We start from the raw sequence: 18,932 nt of genomic DNA on the forward strand, positions 1-18,932 counted from the left end.
CGGCAGCACCTCCGAGACGGTCACCAGATCCCGTAGCGGATACCGCGCCAGCACCGCGTCCACCTCCGGCGTCAACGCCCCCGCAAGCCGCGCCGCGGCCGGGCGGGTCTCGTCGCGGAGGGCGGCCACGGCGGCGCGGATCACCTTGCGCAGGCCCTCGCCCTTGGGGACGCCGTCGGCGGCCCGCTCGTGCAGGCGCGCGCCGTCCTCCAGGACGAGGTCGGTGTCCATGCCCGCCGGGATCTTGATCTGGGCGTGGTGGCGCCAGGTGCTGATCGGATCGTCCCAGGCCTCGACCTGGAAGGTCCAGTGCCCGGGTTCGCCGGCGCTGACGTCGGCGCCCCAGCGGTCGGTGCCGGGGGCCAGTTCGCGCATCGGCGTCCAGGGGCCCGGGCGGCCTTCGGGGTCTTTCAGTACGACGTTGGCGGCGACCGCGTCATGGCCTTCGCGGAACACGGTGGCCGAGATCTCGAAGGTCTCGCCGGTGACCGCCTTCGCGGGCCGGCGTCCGCGCTGGACGATCGGACGGACGTCGAGGACGGGTATGCGCCCGATGCCGTCGCCGGTGGAGGGTGGCTCCGGAGGCGGTGGCTGGATGTCTGCCGAGTGCTGCTCGGGGGGTGTCTCGGTGCCGGTCGTCGGGGGTGCTGACGAGTGGTGCGTGGCGGGCATGACCGCTCCTGTCCGCGTCAACGTGGGTGGGCGGATGGCTGTGGGGAGGTGGGTCCTGCGTGGTGTTCCTGAGAGTTGTACCGGAGGAGCCTTCCCACCCTATTCGGGTGGGCAATCCGGCACTTTGTTAACTACTCACGCGTATGTCTACACACAAGACCGGCCCCGTTCGAGACGAACGGGGCCGGTCTCCGCACGCTGTCGCTACGAGGCCGGAACCTGCAGCAGTTTGTTCGGCGAGGCAAGCCCTCGGCCGGAGATTTTGCCGAAAACAGCCTGTGCGACCAGTGCCTTGGACACCTGTGCGGGTGTGGCCTTGGGGTGGTCGGCCAGATAGAGCGCGGCCGTGCCCGCCGCGTGCGGCGACGCCATCGACGTACCCGAGTAGGTGGCCTTGGCGGTGTCGCTCTTGTTGGAGGCCGAGGTGATCGCGACGCCCGGGGCGAACAGGTCGAGGGCCGCTCCGAAGTTGGAGAAGTCCGCCCGTGCGTCCTTCTTGTCGCTCGCGCCGACCGTGATCGCCTGCGTGACGTTCGCGGGCGAGTAGAGGCTCGCCGGCAGCGCGTCGTTGCCGGCCGCGACCGTGTACGTGACGCCCGACCTGATCGAGTTGCGTACGGCGGCGTCGAGTTGGGCGTTGCGGTAGCCGCCGAGGCTGACGTTGGCGACCGCGGGCTTCCTCGCGTGCTTGGTCACCCAGTCGATACCCGCGATGACCTGGGCGGTCGTGCCCGATCCGGCGTTGTCGAGGACACGGACGGCGACGACCTCGGCCTGCTTGGCTACGCCGTACTTGGTGCCCGCGACGGTGGCGGCGACATGGGTGCCGTGGCCGTTCCCGTCGCTCGCGGTCCTGTCGTTGCCGACGAAGTCCCAGCCGTGACTGGCGCGTTTGCCGAAGTCCTTGTGCGAGATGCGGATGCCGGTGTCGATCACGTACACCGTCGCTCCGGCGCCCGCGGACTCGGGCCAGGTGTAGCTCTTGTCCAGCGGCAGGTTCTTCTGGTCGACGCGGTCCAGCCCCCAGGAGGGCGGGTTCCGCTGGCTGTGCTCCAGGGTCACACGGGTGTCCTGGGCGACCGACGCCACGCGGGGGTCGGCCGCGAGCAACTTGGCCTGTCTCTCATTGGCCTTGATCGCATAGCCGTTGAGGACCGTGCCGTAGGTATGGCTTATTTTCGCCCCGTACTTCTCGGCGAGACTCCTTCCCGCCGACGACGGAGCCTTCGTTTCCCCCTTGAGAGTCACCAGGTAGCTTCCCCCGACGGAACCGGGGTTCCCGGCGCCGAGTATCTTCCCCTCCGGTGCGGCGTGCGCGGGCAGGGTGATGGCCGAAAGCGCGGCGGTACAGGTCACCGCGGTCAAGCCCCCCGCCCAGCGCAGACGCCGTGTGCGCGTCCGTGCCATGGTGTGAGTTCCCCTCCTCAACTCGGCGTACGGCGGCCGTGGTTCACCGGGAGTCGACCGGCGTGGCCGATACGCCACGTGCAGCCTCTCGTGGGGTGCGAAGCCACCACAAGGACGCCTACGGGGGCGGAATCGGCCATATCGTCCATGGGGGGCGCGTGAAGGTTGCGGCGTTTTCCGGTCTGTCTGCTTCTGCGGCACCGTGGTTACGACGGCCGTCGGCCGATACCGTCGACGGTGACGACGGGGCGCACAGCGCGGTGCGTCCCCCTCCGCACGTCGTACGAGGTGGCAATGAAGGCTATCCGTCGCTTCACCGTCCGACCCGTACTGCCCGAACCCCTCCGGCCGCTGAGTGACCTCGCGCGCAATCTGCGCTGGTCCTGGCATGCGGAGACCCGTGACCTGTTCCAGTCGGTCGATCCGGAGTGCTGGGCCGCTTCGGGCTGCGACCCCGTACGCCTGCTGGGCGACGTACCGCCCCGGCGCCTCGCGGAGCTGGCGGAGGACCGCCGCTTCCTGCGCCGGCTGACGGCCGCCGCGGACGATCTGCACGACTATGTCTCCGGCGAGCGCTGGTACCAGACCCAGTCCGGCGAGCTCCCCGCCGCCGTCGCCTACTTCTCACCCGAGTTCGGCGTCACGGCGGCCCTGCCGCAGTACTCCGGCGGCCTGGGCATCCTGGCGGGCGACCATCTGAAGGCGGCCAGTGACCTGGGCGTCCCCCTGATAGGCGTGGGGCTGCTGTACCGCCACGGCTACTTCCGCCAGTCGCTGTCCCGCGACGGCTGGCAACAGGAGCACTACCCGGTCCTCGACCCCAACGAGCTGCCCGTGGGGTTGTTGAAGGAGGCCGACGGCACGCCCGCACAGGTGTCGCTGGCCCTGCCCGGCGGCAAACAGCTGCACGCCCGGATCTGGCTGGCCCAGGTCGGCCGCGTGCCCTTGCTGATGCTCGACTCCGACGTCGAGGAGAACGACCTCGGCGAACGAGGGGTGACCGACCGGCTCTACGGCGGCGGCAGCGAGCACCGCCTGCTCCAGGAGATGCTGCTGGGAATCGGCGGGGTCCGGGCGGTACGTACGTACTGCCGGCTGACCGGCCACGCCGCACCCGAGGTCTTCCACACCAACGAGGGCCACGCGGGGTTCCTGGGGCTGGAGCGGATCGCCGAACTGGGCGATCAAGGGCTTGATTTCGATGCGGCGCTGGAGGCGGTCCGGGCCGGGACGGTCTTCACCACCCACACCCCCGTCCCCGCCGGCATCGACCGCTTCGACCGCGAGCTGGTCGCCCGGCACTTCGGGGCGGATGCCGAGTTGCCCCGCATCGACGTCGAACGGATCCTGCGGCTGGGCATGGAGACATATCCGGGAGGCGAGCCCAACCTCTTCAACATGGCCGTGATGGGCCTGCGCCTCGGGCAGCGCGCGAACGGCGTCTCCCTGCTCCACGGTCACGTCAGCCGCGAGATGTTCTCCGGACTCTGGCCGGGATTCGACCCCGACGAGGTGCCGATCACCTCCGTGACGAACGGGGTGCACGCCCCGACCTGGGTCGCCCCGGAGGTCTTCCGCCTCGGCGCCCGCCAGATCGGCGCCCAGCGCACCGAGGACGCGCTGACGGTCGGCGGCTCGGACCGGTGGGACGCGGTGGGGGAGATCCCCGACCAGGACATCTGGGAGCTGCGCCGGGTGCTGCGCGAGCAGCTGGTGACCGAGGTACGGGAGCGGCTGCGGGTCTCGTGGCGCCAACGAGGCGCGGGAACCGCTGAGTTGGGGTGGATCGACGGGGTGATGGACCCCGACGTCCTGACGATCGGATTCGCGCGGCGCGTCCCGTCGTACAAGCGCCTGACCCTGATGCTCCGCGACCGGGACCGTCTGATGGACCTGTTGCTGCATCCCGAGCGCCCGATCCAGATCGTGGTCGCGGGGAAGGCGCACCCGGCGGACGACGGTGGGAAGCGGCTGGTGCAGGAGCTGGTGAGGTTCGCGGACGACCCTCGTGTCCGCCACCGGATCGTGTTCCTCCCCGACTACGGCATGGCGATGGCGCAGAAGCTCTACCCGGGCTGCGACATCTGGCTCAACAACCCACTCCGACCGCTGGAGGCATGCGGGACCTCAGGCATGAAGGCGGCGCTCAACGGCTGCCTCAACCTGTCCGTCCTGGACGGCTGGTGGGACGAATGGTTCCAGCCCGACTTCGGCTGGGCTATCCCGACGGCCGACGGCACGGGGACGGATCCCGACCACCGGGACGACGTGGAGGCGGCGGCGCTGTACGACCTGCTGGAGCAGCGGGTCACACCACGCTTCTACGAGCGGGGCCAGGGCGGGTTGCCGGACCGCTGGATCGAGATGGTCCGCCAGACGTTGACCTTGCTCGGTCCGAAGGTGCTGGCCGGTCGCATGGTCCGCGACTACGTGGAGCGGCTCTACACCCCGGCCGCACACGCGCATCGCGCGATGACGCCGGAGCTGGCGCGGGAGCTCGCGGTCTGGAAGGCGCGGGTGCGGGGTGCCTGGTCCTCGGTCACCGTCGACCACGTCGAGACGTCGGTCGCGACGACCACGGCGGAACTCGGGTCCACGCTCGGGCTACGGGTGCGGGTGGGGCTCGGTGAGTTGAGCCCCGAGGACGTCGAGGTCCAGGCCGTGTCCGGGCGCGTGGACGAGGAGGACCGGATCGCGGACGCGCTGACGGTTCCCCTGAAGCCCGTGGGCGGGCCCGACCCGGAAGGGCGGTGGGTGTACGAGGGGCCGCTGTCGCTGGATCGGACGGGGCCCTTCGGGTACACGGTGCGGATTCTGCCCTCGCATCGACTGCTGGCGTCGGGGGCGGAGCTGGGGCTGGTGGCGGTGCCGTCCGAGGACGTGGTGGAGGCGGCGGGGGTGCTGATGAGGTGACACCCGAGGGTGTCGGCCAGGCGGCTGATGCGGGCCGCGCAGGACTCAGTCCTCGTCCCCGCCGCTCAGCCGCCGCAGCACCACCCCGCACCTGCGCGCGTAGGCATGCTGCAACCCCCGCGTCGCGGGCCCGCCGGCCCGGGAGTACCACTTCGCGGCCCGGCTGAACGCGGAGATGGTGAGCCACACCGTGCCGTCCCCGGTCCGGTCCACGACGAAGGACTCCTCGCCGCACTCGGGGTGGCCGGAAAGCGTTCCGTAGGCCCAGCCCGCGCGGCGGCGTTCCTCCACCGTCCAGACCACGCGGCAGGGCGCCTTTATGAGGCCGGCCAGCGTCACCGTGACGTCGACGTCGGGCGCCGCGCGGTCCGCGGAGGCGTCGATGCCCACGCCCATCGCGCGGTGCATCTCCCAGGTCAGGACCGCTTCCGAGGCGCGGCGGAAGACCTGTTCGCCCTCGCCGATGCGGGTGCGGACGTGGAGGGGGCGGAAGCCGGGCGGGCAGAAACCGTTCCGCTGGGTCGCGCCTACGTCGTCGTACGTGAAGGACATGGGAGACAAGGGTAGGGCGGCACCCCGGAATGCCTTCGTCCCGGGTGCCGCCCAGCAAGCCCCCCTCGGGCTAGCTCACGTTGACCGCGGACCAGGCCGCGGCGACCGCCTTGTACTCGGTGCTGGTGGAGCCGTACAGGGCGGAGGCCGCCGAGAGCGTGCCCGTACGTGCCGCCTTGTAGTTGGTCGTCGACGTGAAGTACGTCGTCAGCGCCTTGTACCAGATCTGGAGCGCCTTCGCGCGGCCGATGCCGGTGACCGTGGAGCTGTTGGACGTCGGCGAGTTGTAGCTGACGCCGTTGATCGTCTTCGAACCGCTGCCCTCCGACAGGAGGTAGAAGAAGTGGTTCGCGACGCCGGACGAGTAGTGGACGTCCAGGTTGCCGACCGACGAGGACCAGGAGTCCGCCGAGCCGCCGTCCTTGCTGGGCTTGTCCATGTAGCGCAGCGGAGTGCCGTCGCCGTTGATGTCGATCTCCTCGCCGATGAGGTAGTCACCGACGTCGTTGGAGTTGGCCGCGTAGAACTCGACACCCGTGCCGAAGATGTCCGAGGTCGCCTCGTTGAGGCCGCCGGACTCGCCGCTGTAGTTCAGGCCCGCCGTGTTCGAGGTGACGCCGTGGCTCATCTCGTGGCCTGCCACGTCCAGCGAGGTCAGCGGGCTGACATTGCCCTCGCCGTCGCCGTACGTCATGCAGAAGCAGCTGTCGTCCCAGAACGCGTTGACGTACGCGTTGCCGTAGTGGACCCGGGAGTAGGCCGCGACACCGTTGTTCTTGATGCCGCTGCGGCCGAAGGTGGACTTGTAGAAGTCCCAGGTGGTCGCCGCGCCGTAGGCGGCGTCGACGGCCGCGGTCTGGTCGGTGGTGGAGCTGGAGGCGGCTCCGGTGCCCCACGTGTTGTCGGCGTCCGTGAAGAGCGTGCCCGCGGAGGAGCTGGTGCCGTGGGCCTTGTTGTACGTCTTGTGGCTGCCGCGCGTGCCGTCGGTCAGCTGGTACGTCGAGCCCGACAGGGTGGTCTCGAGGCTGACCGTGCCCGAGTACAGGCTTCTGCCGGTGCCGGTCGCGTTCTCGATGCCCTGGTGCTCGAAGAGCTTCTTGCCGGTGGCGGCGTCGGTGATGACGTGCAGCTGGTTCGGGGTGCCGTCGTCCTGGAAGCCGCCGACGATCGTCTCGTAGGCGAGGACGGGGGTGCCCGAGCCGGCCCAGACGACCTTGCGCGCGCCGTCGGCGGCGGTCTTCTCCGAGCCCGCGGCCTTGGCGGCGGTCAGCGCCTGCTTCTCGGCCTTGGCGACGGTGAGCTTCGGGGTCAGCGAGGCGACCTTGATGGTCTTGGCCGTCGCCTTGGAGACGCCCTTGGCCGCGCCGGACTTCGACTCGTGGACGACCAGGTCGCCACCGAGGACCGGCAGACCGGCGTAGGTGCGCTCGTAACGCGTGTGGACGGTGCCGTCGGCGTCCTTCACGACGTCCTTGACGACCAGCTTCTCCTTGGCGCCGAGGCCTATCTCCTGGGCGGTGTCGGAGGCGCCGGCCTGCTGCTGCTTGATGAGCGTGGTGCGCGCGGCCGGAGACAGCTGGAGGGGGGCGGCGGCGAGCGTGGCCTTGCCCGTGGTTTCCGCCGGGCTCTGCGCCGCGGCGCTGCCGCTGGTCAGACCGGTGGCGAGGAGGGCTCCGGCCGCGACAGCGGTGGCGATGGCCAGAGTGGTGCGCTTGTGACGCGCGTAGACGGGGGTCACACAAGCTCCTTAGTGGGGGAGCCCGGACGGCTGTGGGGCAACCTGCCCGGGGTGGTTGTGAAGTTGTGCGGCGGGTGTGAGGAAGAGTGGCATCAGGGCCGCATAAATGTCATGACCCCGTCGTGATGTTGGCCGAAAACCGGCTCCTGAGTGAACATTGCGGCAATGTAAAGCGACTTGACCTCGGCAAAGGCCCAACAAGCCCTCGGTAAGGCACTGGCAAAAAGAGGGCGCCGCCCCGGGGAGTCGAACCACCGGGGCGGCGCCCTGTCCTTCAGTCGCTCAGCACCACCCGGTCTACGGGAAGGTGAGCTTCCAGCTGTTGATGTAGCCGGTGTCGATGGCCGCGTTGTCCTGAACCCTCAACTGCCAGGTCCCGTTGGCGACTTCGGAGGACGCGTTCACCGTGTAGGTGGTGTTGAGGTTGTCCGTGCTCCCACCGGTGCCGTACGCCTTCAGCGTGTACGCCGTGCCGTCGGGGGCGACCAGCTGGACCTGGAGGTCACCGATGTAGGTGTGCACGATGTCGACCGCGACCGCGAGGTTCGACGGCGCGTTGCCCGTACGACCGGTCACGGCGATCGAGGACGTCACCGCGGCCCCGTTGTCCGGAATCGATACGTCGGTCGTGCTCTCGAAGGAGGTACCGCCGCCACCGCCACCGCCGGGACGCGAGCCGACCGCCACGCCCGCCCAGGCGTTCTGGACCGCCGTGTACTCCGCGCTCGTCGTGCCGTACAGCTCACCCGTCGCCGCGAGGGTGCCGGTGCGGGCCGCCGCGTAGTTGGTCGTGGAGGTGAACTTCGTGGTCAGCGCGCGGAACCAGATCTTCTCCGCCTTGTCGCGGCCGATGCCGGTGACCGGAAGGCCGTCCGCGGTGGGCGAGTTGTAGCTGACGCCGTTGATGGTCTTGGCGCCGCTGCCCTCGGACAGGAGGTAGAAGAAGTGGTTCGCCGGGCCGGACGAGTAGTGCACGTCGGCGTTGCCGATGCTGGACGTCCAGTTGTTGTACGACGAGCCGTCCTTGCTCGGCTGGTCCATGTAACGCAGCGGCGTGCCGTCGCCGTTGATGTTGATCTCCTCGCCGATGAGGTAGTCACCGACGTCGGAGGAGTTGTTGGCGTAGAACTCGACGGTCGAACCGAAGATGTCCGAAGTCGCCTCGTTCAGACCGCCGGACTCACCGCTGTAGTTGAGCCCGGCCGTGTTCGAGGTGAGCCCGTGGGTCATCTCGTGCGCGGCCACGTCGATCGACGTCAGCGGGTTGGCGTTGCCGGAGCCGTCGCCGTACGTCATGCAGAAGCAGCTGTCGGACCAGAACGCGTTGACGTAGTTGTTGCCGTAGTGGACGCGGGAGTACGCCCCGACGCCGTCCCCGCGGATACCGCTGCGTCCGTGCACGTTCTTGTAGTAGTCCCACGTCAGCGCGGCACCGTAGTGCGCGTCCGCGCCGGCCGACTCCAGGTTGGACGGGCTGCCGTTGCCCCAGATGTCGTCGGCACCGGAGAAGAGGGTGCCGGTGCCGGAGGTGCCGCGGTTGAGGTTGTAGGTCTTGTGACCGCCGCGGGTGCCGTCCGTGAGGTTGTACGTCGACCCGGACTGTGTGGTGCCGAGGGTGACCGTGCCCGAGTACACCGTGTTGCCGGTGCCGGTCTCGATGGCCTCCCACTCGTACAGCTTCTCGCCCGTGGCGGCGTCGGTGACGACGTGCAGCTCCTGCGGGGTGCCGTCGTGCTGGAAGCCGCCCACGACCGTCTCGTACGCCAGGGTCGGCTTGCCGTCGCCGGCCCAGATCACCTTGCGCGGGGCGCGGTTGACGGCGGGGCTCTTGGCGTCCTCCGCCTTCGCGGCGCCGAGGGCCTGGCTCTTGGCCTTGGCGGCGGAGACGGCGGCCGTGGTGGTGGCCGGCTTGATGGCGGCGCGGGTCGCCTTCACCACGGCCTCGGTCGCGTCGGCCTTGGTGGACTCCACGACGAGGTCGCCGCCGAGGACGGGCAGACCGTCGTAGGTGCGCTCGTAGCGGGTGTGGACCGTTCCGTTGCCGTCCTTGACGACGTCACGGACGACCAGCTTCTCCTTGGCGCCCAGGCCCAGTTCCTTGGCGGTGTCCGCCTTGGCGGCGTTGGCTGTGCGGATCAGCTCGGCGCGCTGGGCGGGGGTGAGCTTGACGGACTCGGCGCCCGGTATGACCTTGCCCGCGGCCGACGGTGCCTTCACCGGTGCTGCGGACGCGGCGCCCGACTGGACGGCCGCGGCGATCAGGGCGGACACACCGACCAGTGCCACTGCGGCGGCCCGGCGGTGCATGGTGTGGGAGGTGCGTCTGTGGGAGGAACTCGCTCTCAACACTGACTCCTGCGTCTGCGGGCCGCGGGTCGCGCGGCCGGGGGAGACCGGGCGGCGGGTGGGCCGGCCGGGCAGAACGGGAATTGCGCGTGCGGGAGTTCGGCCGCGGCACAGCGCTGTGCAGGTGCTGTGGGGTTGCTGTGGCGGGGTCGTGGGAAGAGTGGCAGCAGTTCGCGGTTTCTGTCAGGAGCGCGTCAGGAAGTTGGCTGGAAATCGTCCGTTGCCCGGATGGTCATGTTCGTTATACGGGCAATTTGCCTCATCGTCAGGATGGCCGGTCCCCGTGCCACGAGTGCCACAGCGCCGCGTACGCCCCGTCGGCCGCCACCAGCTCCTCGTGCGAGCCGAGTTCGGTGAGCATTCCGTCCTCCATCACCGCCACCCGGTCCGCGTCGTGCGCGGTGTGCAGCCGGTGCGCGATCGCGATGACGGTACGTCCCTCCAGTACGGCTGCCAGGGCACGCTCGGTGTGCCGGGCGGTGGTCGGGTCGAGCAGCGCCGTGGCCTCGTCGAGGATCAGGGTGTGCGGGTCGGCCAGGACCACCCGGGCCAGGGCCAGTTGCTGGGCCTGCGAACCGTCGGTGGGGTGACCGCCGTCGCCCAGCGCGGTGTCGAGGCCGTCGGGCAGCTCCCGCACCCAGGCGTCGGCGCCGACCGCGGCCAGCGCGGACCACAACTCCTCGTCCCCGGCGGACGGTTCGGCGATCCGCAGGTTGTCCCGGACCGAGCCCAGGAACACATGGTGCTCCTGCGTGACCAGGACGACCTGGCGGCGCAGCTGCTCGGGGCCGAGCTCGACGACGGGCACCCCGCCGACCGTCACCGTGCCCGCACTGGGCGCGTCGACGCCCGCGACGAGTCGGCTGAGCGTGGTCTTCCCGGCGCCGGACGGCCCCACGACCGCGAGCCGCTCCCCGGGCCGTACCGTCAGGTCGACCCCGTGCAGCACCTCGCCGCCCCGCCCGTAGGAATACCGCACGCCGCTCACGTCGATCCGGTCGCCGTCCGGAGACAGGGCCTTGGCCTCGGTGGCCCGCGGAGCGCGCGCCAGCCCCTCCACGCGGGCGAACGAGGCACCGGCGCTCTGCAGTTGCTCGACCCGGATCAGGATCTGGTCGAGCGGGTTGATCAGCTGGTTGAGGTAGAGGGCGGCCGCCACGACCGAGCCCAGGCTCATCGCCCCGTGCGTGTGAAGGAGTCCGCCGATGATCAGGATCCCGGCGATGGGGAGGATGTACGCCACCTCCACCGAGGGGAAGAACACGCTGCGCAGGTAGAGGGTGTGGAAGCGGGTGCGCCGGGCGGTCTCGAGGGTGTCCCGGCTGGCCCGGACACGCCGTTCCTCCAGCCGGAGCGCCTCCACCGTACGGGCGCCCGCCGCTGTCGCCGCGACGATCTCGGCGACGTCCGAGGTCGCCGCGCCCTCGGCGAGATAGCCCTCCCGGGCCCGGCGCAGATACCAGCGCAGGGCGAACCAGATCGGGGTGAGGCCGACGACGCCGACGGCGCCGAGGACCGGATCGATCAGGAGGATGGCGACGAGCGCGAACAGGCACCGCACGGAGTTGATGAACAGGTCGGGGCCGGCGTCGCGCAGTGTCGTGCCGACCGTGGCCACGTCCGCCGTACCGCGGGCGGTGAGATCGCCTGTTCCCGCGCGTTCCACCACGGACGCGGGCAGGGCGAGGGTGCGGTCCACGAACTCCTCGCGGACGCGGGCGAGAGTGCGTTCGCCGAAGCGGTGGCCCACGTAGCGGGCCCAGCGGGCGAGCAGCAGCTCCGCGACGGAGCACACCAGCAGCGCGAGGGCGAGTCGGTCCACGGCGCCCACTCCGCTGCCTCCGCGTACCTCGTCGATGATCCTGCCGAGCAGCCAGGGGCCGCCGAGGCCGGCGATCGCGGCCAGCGCGTTGAGGGAAAGGGCGGCGGCGAAGGCTCGGCCGTCGGCTCGGATCAGTCGGAGCGAGGCCTGGCGGACGTCCGCGGGTCCGGCGACGGGCAGGTGTCCGGACGTCACCGTACGGCCTCCTCGGAGTCGGTGTCCCTGGCGACGAGTTCGCGGTAGCCGGGGGAGGTGTCGAGGAGTTGGCGGTGCGTGCCGGTGGCCGCGACCTTGCCGTCGACCAGGTGGAGGACGGTGTCCATGTGGTCCAGGACCAGGGGGGAGGTGGTGGTGACGAGGGTGGTACGACCGTCGCGGGCGGCGCGGAGTCTGTTGGCGACGCGGGCCTCGGTGTGGGCGTCCAGGGCCGAGGTGGGTTCTGTGGCGAGCAGTACTTCTGGGTCGGCGGCGAGGGCTCTTGCCAGGCGGATGCGTTGGCGTTGGCCGCCGGAGAGGTTGCGGGCCTGGGCGTCGATCTGTGAGTCCAGGCCGTCTGGGAGGGCTTGGACTATGTCGTCGGCTACCGCTGCGTGGAGGGCTTGGGCGAGGTGCGCTTCAGGGGGTGCCTCGGACTGTGGCTTGGCGGCTGCGGGTTCGTCGTGGCTGGTCGCGCAGTTCCCCGCGCCCCTAGAAGATCTACCGGCACCCTTCACTACATTGCGCAGCGTGTCCGCGAACACGTCCGCCTCGTGGTCCGCCACCAGGATGCGGGCGCGGATTTCCGTCAACGGGATCTCGTCCAGAGGGACTTCGCCCCAGGTCGTTCGCGACGGGGTGTATCTGCCCAGGCGGTCGATCACCGCTGCCGTGTCCGCCGGATGTGCGCTCGCCAGTGCCGTCAGGCGGCCCGGTCGGACCCGCACGCCCGACTCGGGGTCGTGGAGTACCGACGGTTCCGCGGGGGCCGGGCTTGTGCCCGCGTCCTCCATGGGCTGCAGGCGCAGGAAACGTACGACACGACGGGCCGCCACCACGCCCCGGCTCAGCATGTAGCCGCACTCGACCCAGAAGGCCACCGGGCCCACCAGGACCGCGACATAGCCGTAGACCGAGACCAGCTCGCCCACGGTGATGTCGCCCTGGGCGGCGAGGCGGGCGGCCAGCCAGGTCACCACGGACAGGAAGATCGTCGGGAGGCCCACGCCGAGGGCCTGGACCCAACTGGTGACCGCGCCGACGCGGTAGCCCTGGGCGCGCAGATGCTGGGAGTCGCGGTGGAAGGCGTCCGCGACCAGGCCCTTGCCGCCGAGGCCGTTGAGGACGCGGAGGCCGCTCGCGAGGTCGGCGATACGGGCGGTCAGGACGCCCTGACGCTCGCGGTACTCGGTCTCCGTGCCCTGGAGGCGGGTGAGGAGAGGGCCGACGAGGACGACGATCGCGGGGATGCCCAGCAGCACCACGGCCGCGATCAGCGGTGAGACCGAGACCAGCAGTCCGGCGATCGTCAGATAGGCGATGACGGCCCCGACGCCCGGGCCGACCACGGTCAGGGCCTGCGCGATCGTCTGTACGTCGCCCACCCCGATCGTGACGACCTCCCCGGCACCCGCCCGGCGCGACAGCGCGGCGCCGAGCCGGACCGCGTGGCCGACGACGACCTTCACCGTGCGGAAGTTGGCGTCCATCCGCACCCGGGTCATCGTGCGGTGCCGCATGATGCTCAGCCACGCGTTGAACGACCCCACCACGAAGAGGGCCGCGGACCAGCCGGTCAGCGCGCCGAAGTCGCCCGGTTCCAGACCCTCGTCGATCGCCTTGGCCATCAGGTACGGCGTCGCGGCCAGCAGCACCATCCAGGTACTGGCGATCACCGCCCCGAGGGCGCACCGGCCCGCCTGGCACCGCACGAGCCACCACAGGTACCACCAGCCGCCTCGCGTGTCGGGCGTGCCGGGATCCTCGTACGCGTCGATCACCTGTCGTTCCCCCGATTCCCTACGCCAGACTGTCCTGCCACGCCCGGTGCAGATCCGCGAACCTGCCTGTCCCCGCGATGAGTTCGTCAGGCGGGCCGTCCTCGACGATCCGGCCGTGCTCCATCACCAGCACCCGGTCGGCGATCTCGACCGTGGAGAGACGGTGGGCGATCACCACCGCCGTACGGCCGTGCAGGACCGTCGACATCGCCCGCTGCACGGCCCGTTCGCCCGGGATGTCCAGCGAGCTGGTCGCCTCGTCCAGGATGAGCACCGCCGGGTCGGCGAGCAACGCCCGCGCGAACGCGACGAGTTGGCGCTGACCGGCGGAGATACGGCCGCCCCGCTTGCGTACGTCCGTGTCGTAGCCGTCGGGCAGGGCGCTGATGAACTCATGGGCGCCGATCGCCTTCGCGGCCCGCTCGATGTCCTCGCGGGTGGCGTCCGGGCGACCGATGGCGATGTTGTCGGCGACCGTGCCGGAGAACAGGAAGGCCTCCTGCGTCACCATGACGACCCCGCGCCGCAGTTCGGGCACGGCCAGCTCGCGCAGATCGACCCCGTCGAGCAGGACGCGACCCTCGGAGGGGTCGTAGAAGCGGGCGAGGAGCTTGGCCAGCGTGGATTTGCCGGCACCGGTCGAGCCGACCACCGCGACCGTCTGTCCGGCGGGGAGGGTGAGGTCGAAGCGGGGCAGGACCTCGCCGCCGGTGCGGTAGGCGAAGCGGACGCCGTCGAAGACGACCTCGCGGCCGGGATGCTCGGACTCCAGGGGCGGAAGCTGCCGGGGCTCGGACGGTTCCGGCACCGACGGCGTCTGCGCGAGCAGGCCCGCGATCTTCTCCAGTGAGGCCGCCGCCGACTGGTACGAGTTGAGGAACATGCCGAGCCGGTCGATCGGGTCGTACAGCCGCCGCAGATACAGCACCGCCGCGGCCAGCACACCGAGCTCCAGCGTGCCGCCCGCCACCCGGTGGGCGCCCCACAGCACGATCAGCGCGACGGCCGTGTTGGCGACGAGCCGGGAGCCGACCACATAGCGGGCCATCTCGAGGAGCGCGTCGCCGTTGGCGCGCTCGTGCCGCTTGTTGAGCACGGCGAAGTCGGCGTCGTTGGCCGCCTCGCGGCGGAACGCGCGCACTGGGCGGATGCCGTTCATCGTCTCGACGAACTTCACGATCACGGAGGCGATCGCGGTGGACCGCCGGGTGTACACCTCTCCCGCGCGCCGCTGGTAGATCCGTACGAGGAGATAGAGCGGCACGAACGACGCCACCGCCACCGCGCCGAGGCCCAGGTCCAGCCAGAGCAGCAGCGCCGAGATGTAGACGAAGGACAGGACGACCGTCACCAGTTCCTGGAGCCCCTCGCTCAGGAGCTCGCGCAGCGACTCGACGTCCGCCGTGGAGCGGGAGATGAGCCGGCCCGAGGTGTAGCGCTCGTGGAAGTCGACGCTGAGGGCCTGCGCATGGCGGAAGATACGGCCGCGCAGGTCGAGCAGCACATCCTGGTTGACCCGCGCCGAGGCGAGGATGAACACGTACTGCAGCCCGCCCGCGGCCAGCGCGCACAGCAGATAGCCGACGCCCACGGCGATCAGCGGGCCGTGGCGGTCCTCGCGGAACGCCGGTACGGCGCGGTCGATCGCGTACGCCACCAGCAGCGGGCCCGCCTGCACCGCCGCCTGCTGGAGCAGCAGCAGAAGCGCGGCGCCGAGGGCGCGGGCCTTCATCGGTGCGAGCAGGGAGCGCAGGAGGTCGGAGGTCGCGCGGGGCGGGGTGGGCAGGACGTCGCGGTCGAAGGGGTCGCCGCCGGCGGCGGCCCTGTGGCCGTCCGGTTCCTCGTCGGCGGTGGCGGGCCCGGCCTTCGTCGGCGCCGTCATCGGTCCTCCCCCGTCTCCCCGGACCCCGACATGAGGTGGGCGTACTCGGCGTTCGTGCGCAGCAGTTCGTGGTGGGTGCCCACGGCGGCGATCCGGCCCTCCGACAGCAGGGCGACCCGGTCGGCGAGCAGCACGGTCGAGGGCCGGTGCGCCACGATGAGCGCGGTGGTCTCGGCGAGCACCTCCCGCAGCGCGGCTTCCACGGCGGCCTCGGTGTGCACGTCCAGTGCGGACAGGGGGTCGTCGAGCACGAGGAACCGGGGCTGCCCGACCACCGCCCTCGCGAGAGCGAGGCGCTGCCGCTGGCCGCCGGAGAGGCTGAGCCCCTGCTCGCCGACCTGGGTCCCGGTGCCTTGGGGGAGGGCGTGCACGAAGTCGGCCTGGGCGACGGCGAGGGCACGGTCCAATTCAGCGTCCCCCGCGGTGTCCTCGGCTCCCATGAGGACGTTGTCGCCGACGCTCGCGGAGAAGAGGGTGGGCTCCTCGAAGGCGACGGCCACGAGTTCGCGCAGCGATTGCCTGGGCATGGCCGCGATGTCCTGGCCGTCGAGGGTGATGTGGCCGGAGGTGACCTCATGCAGGCGGGGGACGAGGGCGGTGAGGGTCGTCTTGCCGCTGCCGGTGGCGCCGACCAGGGCCATGGACTCGCCGGGGCGTATGTGGAGGTCTATGCGGTCGAGGACGGGCGGGGAGTCGGAGGGAGCGTCGGGATAGCGGAAGACGACGTGGTCGAACCGCATCCCGCTGTCCTTCCGGTCGGCGTCGGCCGCGCTCACCGCGGAATCCTCCGGCGTTTCGTCCAGCACCTCGAAATATCGTTCCGTCGCGCTCGCCGCGTCCTGGCTGATCGCCAGCAGGAAGCCGATCGAGTCGATGGGCCACCGCAGCGCCAGAGCCGTGGACAGAAAGGCGACCAGGGTCCCCGCCGACAGGTCCCCGTCGGCCACCTGTACCGACCCCAGCACCAGCGCGGCCCCGATGGCGATCTCCGGCAGCGTCACGATGACACCCCAGATCGACGCGAGCAGCCGGGCCTTGCGCAGCTCCGTCCCGCGCAGGGTCCGCGACAGTTCACGGAACGCCCGCGCCTGGCTGCGGTGCCGCCCGAAGCCCTTGATGATGCGGATGCCGAGCACGCTCTCCTCGACGACCGTCGTCAGATCGCCGACCTGGTCCTGGGCGAGCCGCGCCACATGGAAGTACCGCCGCTCGAAGAGCACACACGTGACGATCACGGGCACGGCGGGCCCCAGGATCACCAGCCCGAGCGTCCAGTCCTGGAGCAGCATGATGATCACGCCGATGAGGATCGTCACCCCGTTGACCAGCAGGAACGTCAGCGGGAACGCCAGGAACATCCGCACCAGCATCAGGTCGGTGGTGCCGCGCGACAGCAGCTGACCCGATGCCCACCGGTCGTGGAACGACACCGGCAGCCGCTGCAGATGCCCGTACAGATCCGCCCGCATCTCCGCCTCGACATGGGACAGCGGCCGCGCCACCAGCCACCGCCGCAGCCCGAACAGCAGCGCCTCCCCGAGCCCGAGCAGCAGCAGGAACAGCGCGCCGAGCCACACGCCCGCCGGATCCTGGTCGGCGACCGGTCCGTCCACCATCCACTTCAGGACGAGCGGGATCACCAGCCCCGCACAGGACGCGAGGATCGCCACGAACGCGGCGCCGAGCAGCCGCGCCCGGACGGGCCTGACGTACGGCCACAGGCGCAGCAGGGTACGGACGGCGGAGTGTTCCTTGGTGGTGGCACGTGTCGAGGGCATCAGCAGTGAGCCTACAAATCGGCACTGACAACGCCCACCGAGTTTTGGCCGGACCCGAATCGGCCGCTGGACCCACGACCTGCGCGTTCGACCGACCGCACGGCACTGTCGTACCCCCGCATCAACCGATCGGCTGATGGCCCTTCGAGCGTGACGGCCGATGTGCGCACCGCCCGCCCACCGCGACGCTGATGCCATGTCCGTCATCGAAGTCACCGAACTGCGCAAGTCCTACGGCGGCCGGCCCGCCGTGGACGGTGTCTCCTTCACCGTCGAGGAAGGCGAGATCTTCGGCGTCCTAGGCCCGAACGGAGCCGGCAAGACCACCACCGTCGAGTGCGTCGAGGGCCTGCGCGTCCCCGACGCCGGCCGTGTCCGCGTCACCGGCCTCGACCCGATCGCCGACCACGAGCGGGTCGCCCGCGTCCTCGGCGCCCAGCTCCAGCAGAGCGAGCTCCAGCCCAAGCTGACCGTGCGCGAGGCCCTGGAGCTGTACGCCGCGTTCCACGAGAAGCCCGCCGACTGGCGCCCGCTCGCCGAGCGCCTCGGCCTGACCGGCAGGCTGACCACCCGGTTCGGCAAGCTGTCCGGCGGTCAGAAGCAGCGCCTGTTCATCGCGCTCGCCCTCATCGGCAAGCCCAGGGTCGTCGTCCTAGACGAGCTGACCACGGGCCTCGATCCCCGCGCCCGCCGCGACACCTGGGAGCTCATCGAGGAGGTCCGCGCGAGCGGTGTCACCGTCCTGCTGGTCACGCACTTCATGGAGGAGGCGCAGCGGCTGTGCGACCGGATCGCGGTGATCGACAAGGGCCGGATCGCGGCCCTGGACACCCCGGCCGGACTCATCCGACGCTCGGCGGGCGCCACCGTCATCAGCTTCACGCCGTCCGTCCCCCTCGACGACCGTGACCTGAACGCCCTGCCCGCGCTCGCGTCGGTCCAGCACCGGGACGGCCGCGTCACGCTCGCCGGCACCGACGAGACGGTCAACGCCGTCATCACGCTGCTGGCCCGCCACCGCATCACCGCCCACCAACTCCGGGTCACCGACGCCACATTGGACGACGCGTTCCTGGACCTCACCGAGACCAAGGAGGCAGCGGCATGAACACCGCCGTCCTCAGGACCGAGCTCCGGCTCTTCCGCCGCGAACCCGGCGCCCTCTTCTGGATCCTGCTGTTCCCGACCCTGCTGCTGGTGATCCTCGGCTCGATCCCGGCCTTCCACGACCACGAGGCCGACCTCGGCGGCCTGCGGACCATCGACGTCTACGTCCCCGTGGCCGTGCTCCTCGGTCTGATCGTGGGCGGCCTCCAGGCCATGCCGCAGACCCTCACCGGCTACCGCGAGCGCGGCATCCTGCGCCGTATGTCCACGACCCCGGTCCGGCCGTCCGCCCTGCTCTCCGCGCAGATGCTGGTCTACGGCGCCGCCGCCCTGGCGTCCGCGCTGCTCGCCCTCGTCGTCGGCCGGCTCGCCTTCGACGTACGACTGCCCGAGCAGCTCCTCGGATACCTGCTCGCCCTGGTCCTGGCCGTCCTGGTCGCCCTCGCGCTCGGCGCGGTGATCTCCGCGCTGTCCCGGACGACGAAGATCGCCGGCGCCATCGGGTCGGCCGTGTTCTTCCCGTCGATGTTCTGCGCGGGGGTGTGGGCGCCGGTGCAGACCATGCCGGACGTCCTCGCCCGGATCGTCGGGTACACCCCGTTCGGCGCGGCCGCCGAGGCACTGAACCGGGCCGCGGGCGGCGACTGGCCGGGCTGGACCCACCTGGGCGTGCTCGTCGCCTGGACGGTGCTGCTCACGGCCGCCGCGCAGCGCTGGTTCCGCTGGGAGTAGGGGACCG

General features: G+C 70.8%; 12 protein-coding genes. 3 read left to right on the forward strand and 9 right to left on the reverse strand.

The features are described 5' to 3' along the window. Nucleotides 1-672, reverse strand: a 672-nt coding sequence (locus tag ACWD3I_RS35240) for a maltotransferase domain-containing protein (protein WP_365407024.1), incomplete at its 3' end; no start/stop codon positions are given. 204 nt (nt 673-876) lie between these two features. After that, nucleotides 877-2,079, reverse strand: a complete 1,203-nt coding sequence (locus tag ACWD3I_RS35245; RefSeq protein WP_365407021.1) for a S8 family peptidase — start codon at nt 2,077-2,079, stop codon at nt 877-879. Nucleotides 2,080-2,373: 294 nt separating this feature from the next. On the opposite strand from ACWD3I_RS35245, the gene ACWD3I_RS35250 reads away from it, so the two are divergent. Further along, nucleotides 2,374-4,992, forward strand: coding sequence for a glycosyltransferase family 1 protein (locus ACWD3I_RS35250; protein WP_365407018.1), 2,619 nt, complete (start codon nt 2,374-2,376; stop codon nt 4,990-4,992). 45 nt (nt 4,993-5,037) lie between these two features. On the opposite strand, the gene ACWD3I_RS35255 is transcribed toward ACWD3I_RS35250, so the two are convergent. The 7 genes from ACWD3I_RS35255 to ACWD3I_RS35285 form a co-directional block, all read right to left on the reverse strand. Continuing rightward, nucleotides 5,038-5,544, reverse strand: coding sequence for a DUF1990 family protein (locus ACWD3I_RS35255; RefSeq protein WP_266887848.1), 507 nt, complete (start codon nt 5,542-5,544; stop codon nt 5,038-5,040). 70 nt (nt 5,545-5,614) lie between these two features. After that, entirely contained in the window at nt 5,615-7,282 is a 1,668-nt protein-coding gene (locus tag ACWD3I_RS35260) for a M4 family metallopeptidase (RefSeq protein WP_365407015.1), read from the reverse strand. A 297-nt stretch (nt 7,283-7,579) separates the two neighbouring features. After that, nucleotides 7,580-9,589 (reverse strand): M4 family metallopeptidase, encoded by a 2,010-nt coding sequence (locus ACWD3I_RS35265; RefSeq protein ID WP_451084274.1) that lies wholly within the window; start codon nt 9,587-9,589, stop codon nt 7,580-7,582. Between the two features lie 304 nt (nt 9,590-9,893). Beyond that, complete coding sequence (locus ACWD3I_RS35270; RefSeq protein ID WP_365407009.1) at nt 9,894-11,645, reverse strand: ABC transporter ATP-binding protein; 1,752 nt, start codon at nt 11,643-11,645, stop codon at nt 9,894-9,896. Next, nucleotides 11,642-13,426 carry an ABC transporter ATP-binding protein gene (locus tag ACWD3I_RS35275; RefSeq protein WP_365407006.1) on the reverse strand — a complete coding sequence of 595 codons (1,785 nt, stop codon included), beginning with the start codon at nt 13,424-13,426 and terminating at the stop codon, nt 11,642-11,644. Before ACWD3I_RS35275 ends, ACWD3I_RS35270 begins: the two co-directional genes overlap by 4 nt. A gap of 19 nt (nt 13,427-13,445) precedes the next feature. Further along, nucleotides 13,446-15,308 (reverse strand): ABC transporter ATP-binding protein, encoded by a 1,863-nt coding sequence (locus ACWD3I_RS35280; RefSeq protein WP_365407003.1) that lies wholly within the window; start codon nt 15,306-15,308, stop codon nt 13,446-13,448. Then, complete coding sequence (locus ACWD3I_RS35285; RefSeq protein ID WP_365407000.1) at nt 15,305-17,086, reverse strand: ABC transporter ATP-binding protein; 1,782 nt, start codon at nt 17,084-17,086, stop codon at nt 15,305-15,307. Before ACWD3I_RS35285 ends, ACWD3I_RS35280 begins: the two co-directional genes overlap by 4 nt. A 196-nt stretch (nt 17,087-17,282) precedes the next feature. On the opposite strand from ACWD3I_RS35285, the gene ACWD3I_RS35290 reads away from it, so the two are divergent. Together ACWD3I_RS35290 and ACWD3I_RS35295 are read left to right on the forward strand one after the other, a co-directional pair. After that, nucleotides 17,283-18,194: an ABC transporter ATP-binding protein gene (locus tag ACWD3I_RS35290; RefSeq protein ID WP_365406997.1), complete on the forward strand. Its 912-nt coding sequence runs from the start codon at nt 17,283-17,285 to the stop codon at nt 18,192-18,194. Beyond that, nucleotides 18,191-18,925, forward strand: coding sequence for an ABC transporter permease (locus ACWD3I_RS35295; protein ID WP_365406994.1), 735 nt, complete (start codon nt 18,191-18,193; stop codon nt 18,923-18,925). Before ACWD3I_RS35290 ends, ACWD3I_RS35295 begins: the two co-directional genes overlap by 4 nt. The last annotated feature ends 7 nt before the right edge of the window (nt 18,926-18,932 follow it).

The organism is Streptomyces sp. NPDC002817, assembly GCF_053592055.1.

Excerpts from the sequence above, each read along its gene's own strand:
- ACWD3I_RS35295 (WP_365406994.1), top strand. The coding sequence starts at position 18,191 with ATGAACACCGCCGTCCTCAGGACCGAGCTCCGGCTCTTCCGCCGCGAA.
- ACWD3I_RS35255 (WP_266887848.1), bottom strand. The coding sequence starts at position 5,544 with ATGTCCTTCACGTACGACGACGTAGGCGCGACCCAGCGGAACGGTTTC.
- ACWD3I_RS35245 (WP_365407021.1), bottom strand. The coding sequence starts at position 2,079 with ATGGCACGGACGCGCACACGGCGTCTGCGCTGGGCGGGGGGCTTGACC.
- ACWD3I_RS35280 (WP_365407003.1), bottom strand. The coding sequence starts at position 15,308 with ATGACGGCGCCGACGAAGGCCGGGCCCGCCACCGCCGACGAGGAACCG.
- ACWD3I_RS35250 (WP_365407018.1), top strand. The coding sequence starts at position 2,374 with ATGAAGGCTATCCGTCGCTTCACCGTCCGACCCGTACTGCCCGAACCC.
- ACWD3I_RS35265 (WP_451084274.1), bottom strand. The coding sequence starts at position 9,589 with ATGCACCGCCGGGCCGCCGCAGTGGCACTGGTCGGTGTGTCCGCCCTG.
- ACWD3I_RS35285 (WP_365407000.1), bottom strand. The coding sequence starts at position 17,086 with ATGCCCTCGACACGTGCCACCACCAAGGAACACTCCGCCGTCCGTACC.
- ACWD3I_RS35290 (WP_365406997.1), top strand. The coding sequence starts at position 17,283 with ATGTCCGTCATCGAAGTCACCGAACTGCGCAAGTCCTACGGCGGCCGG.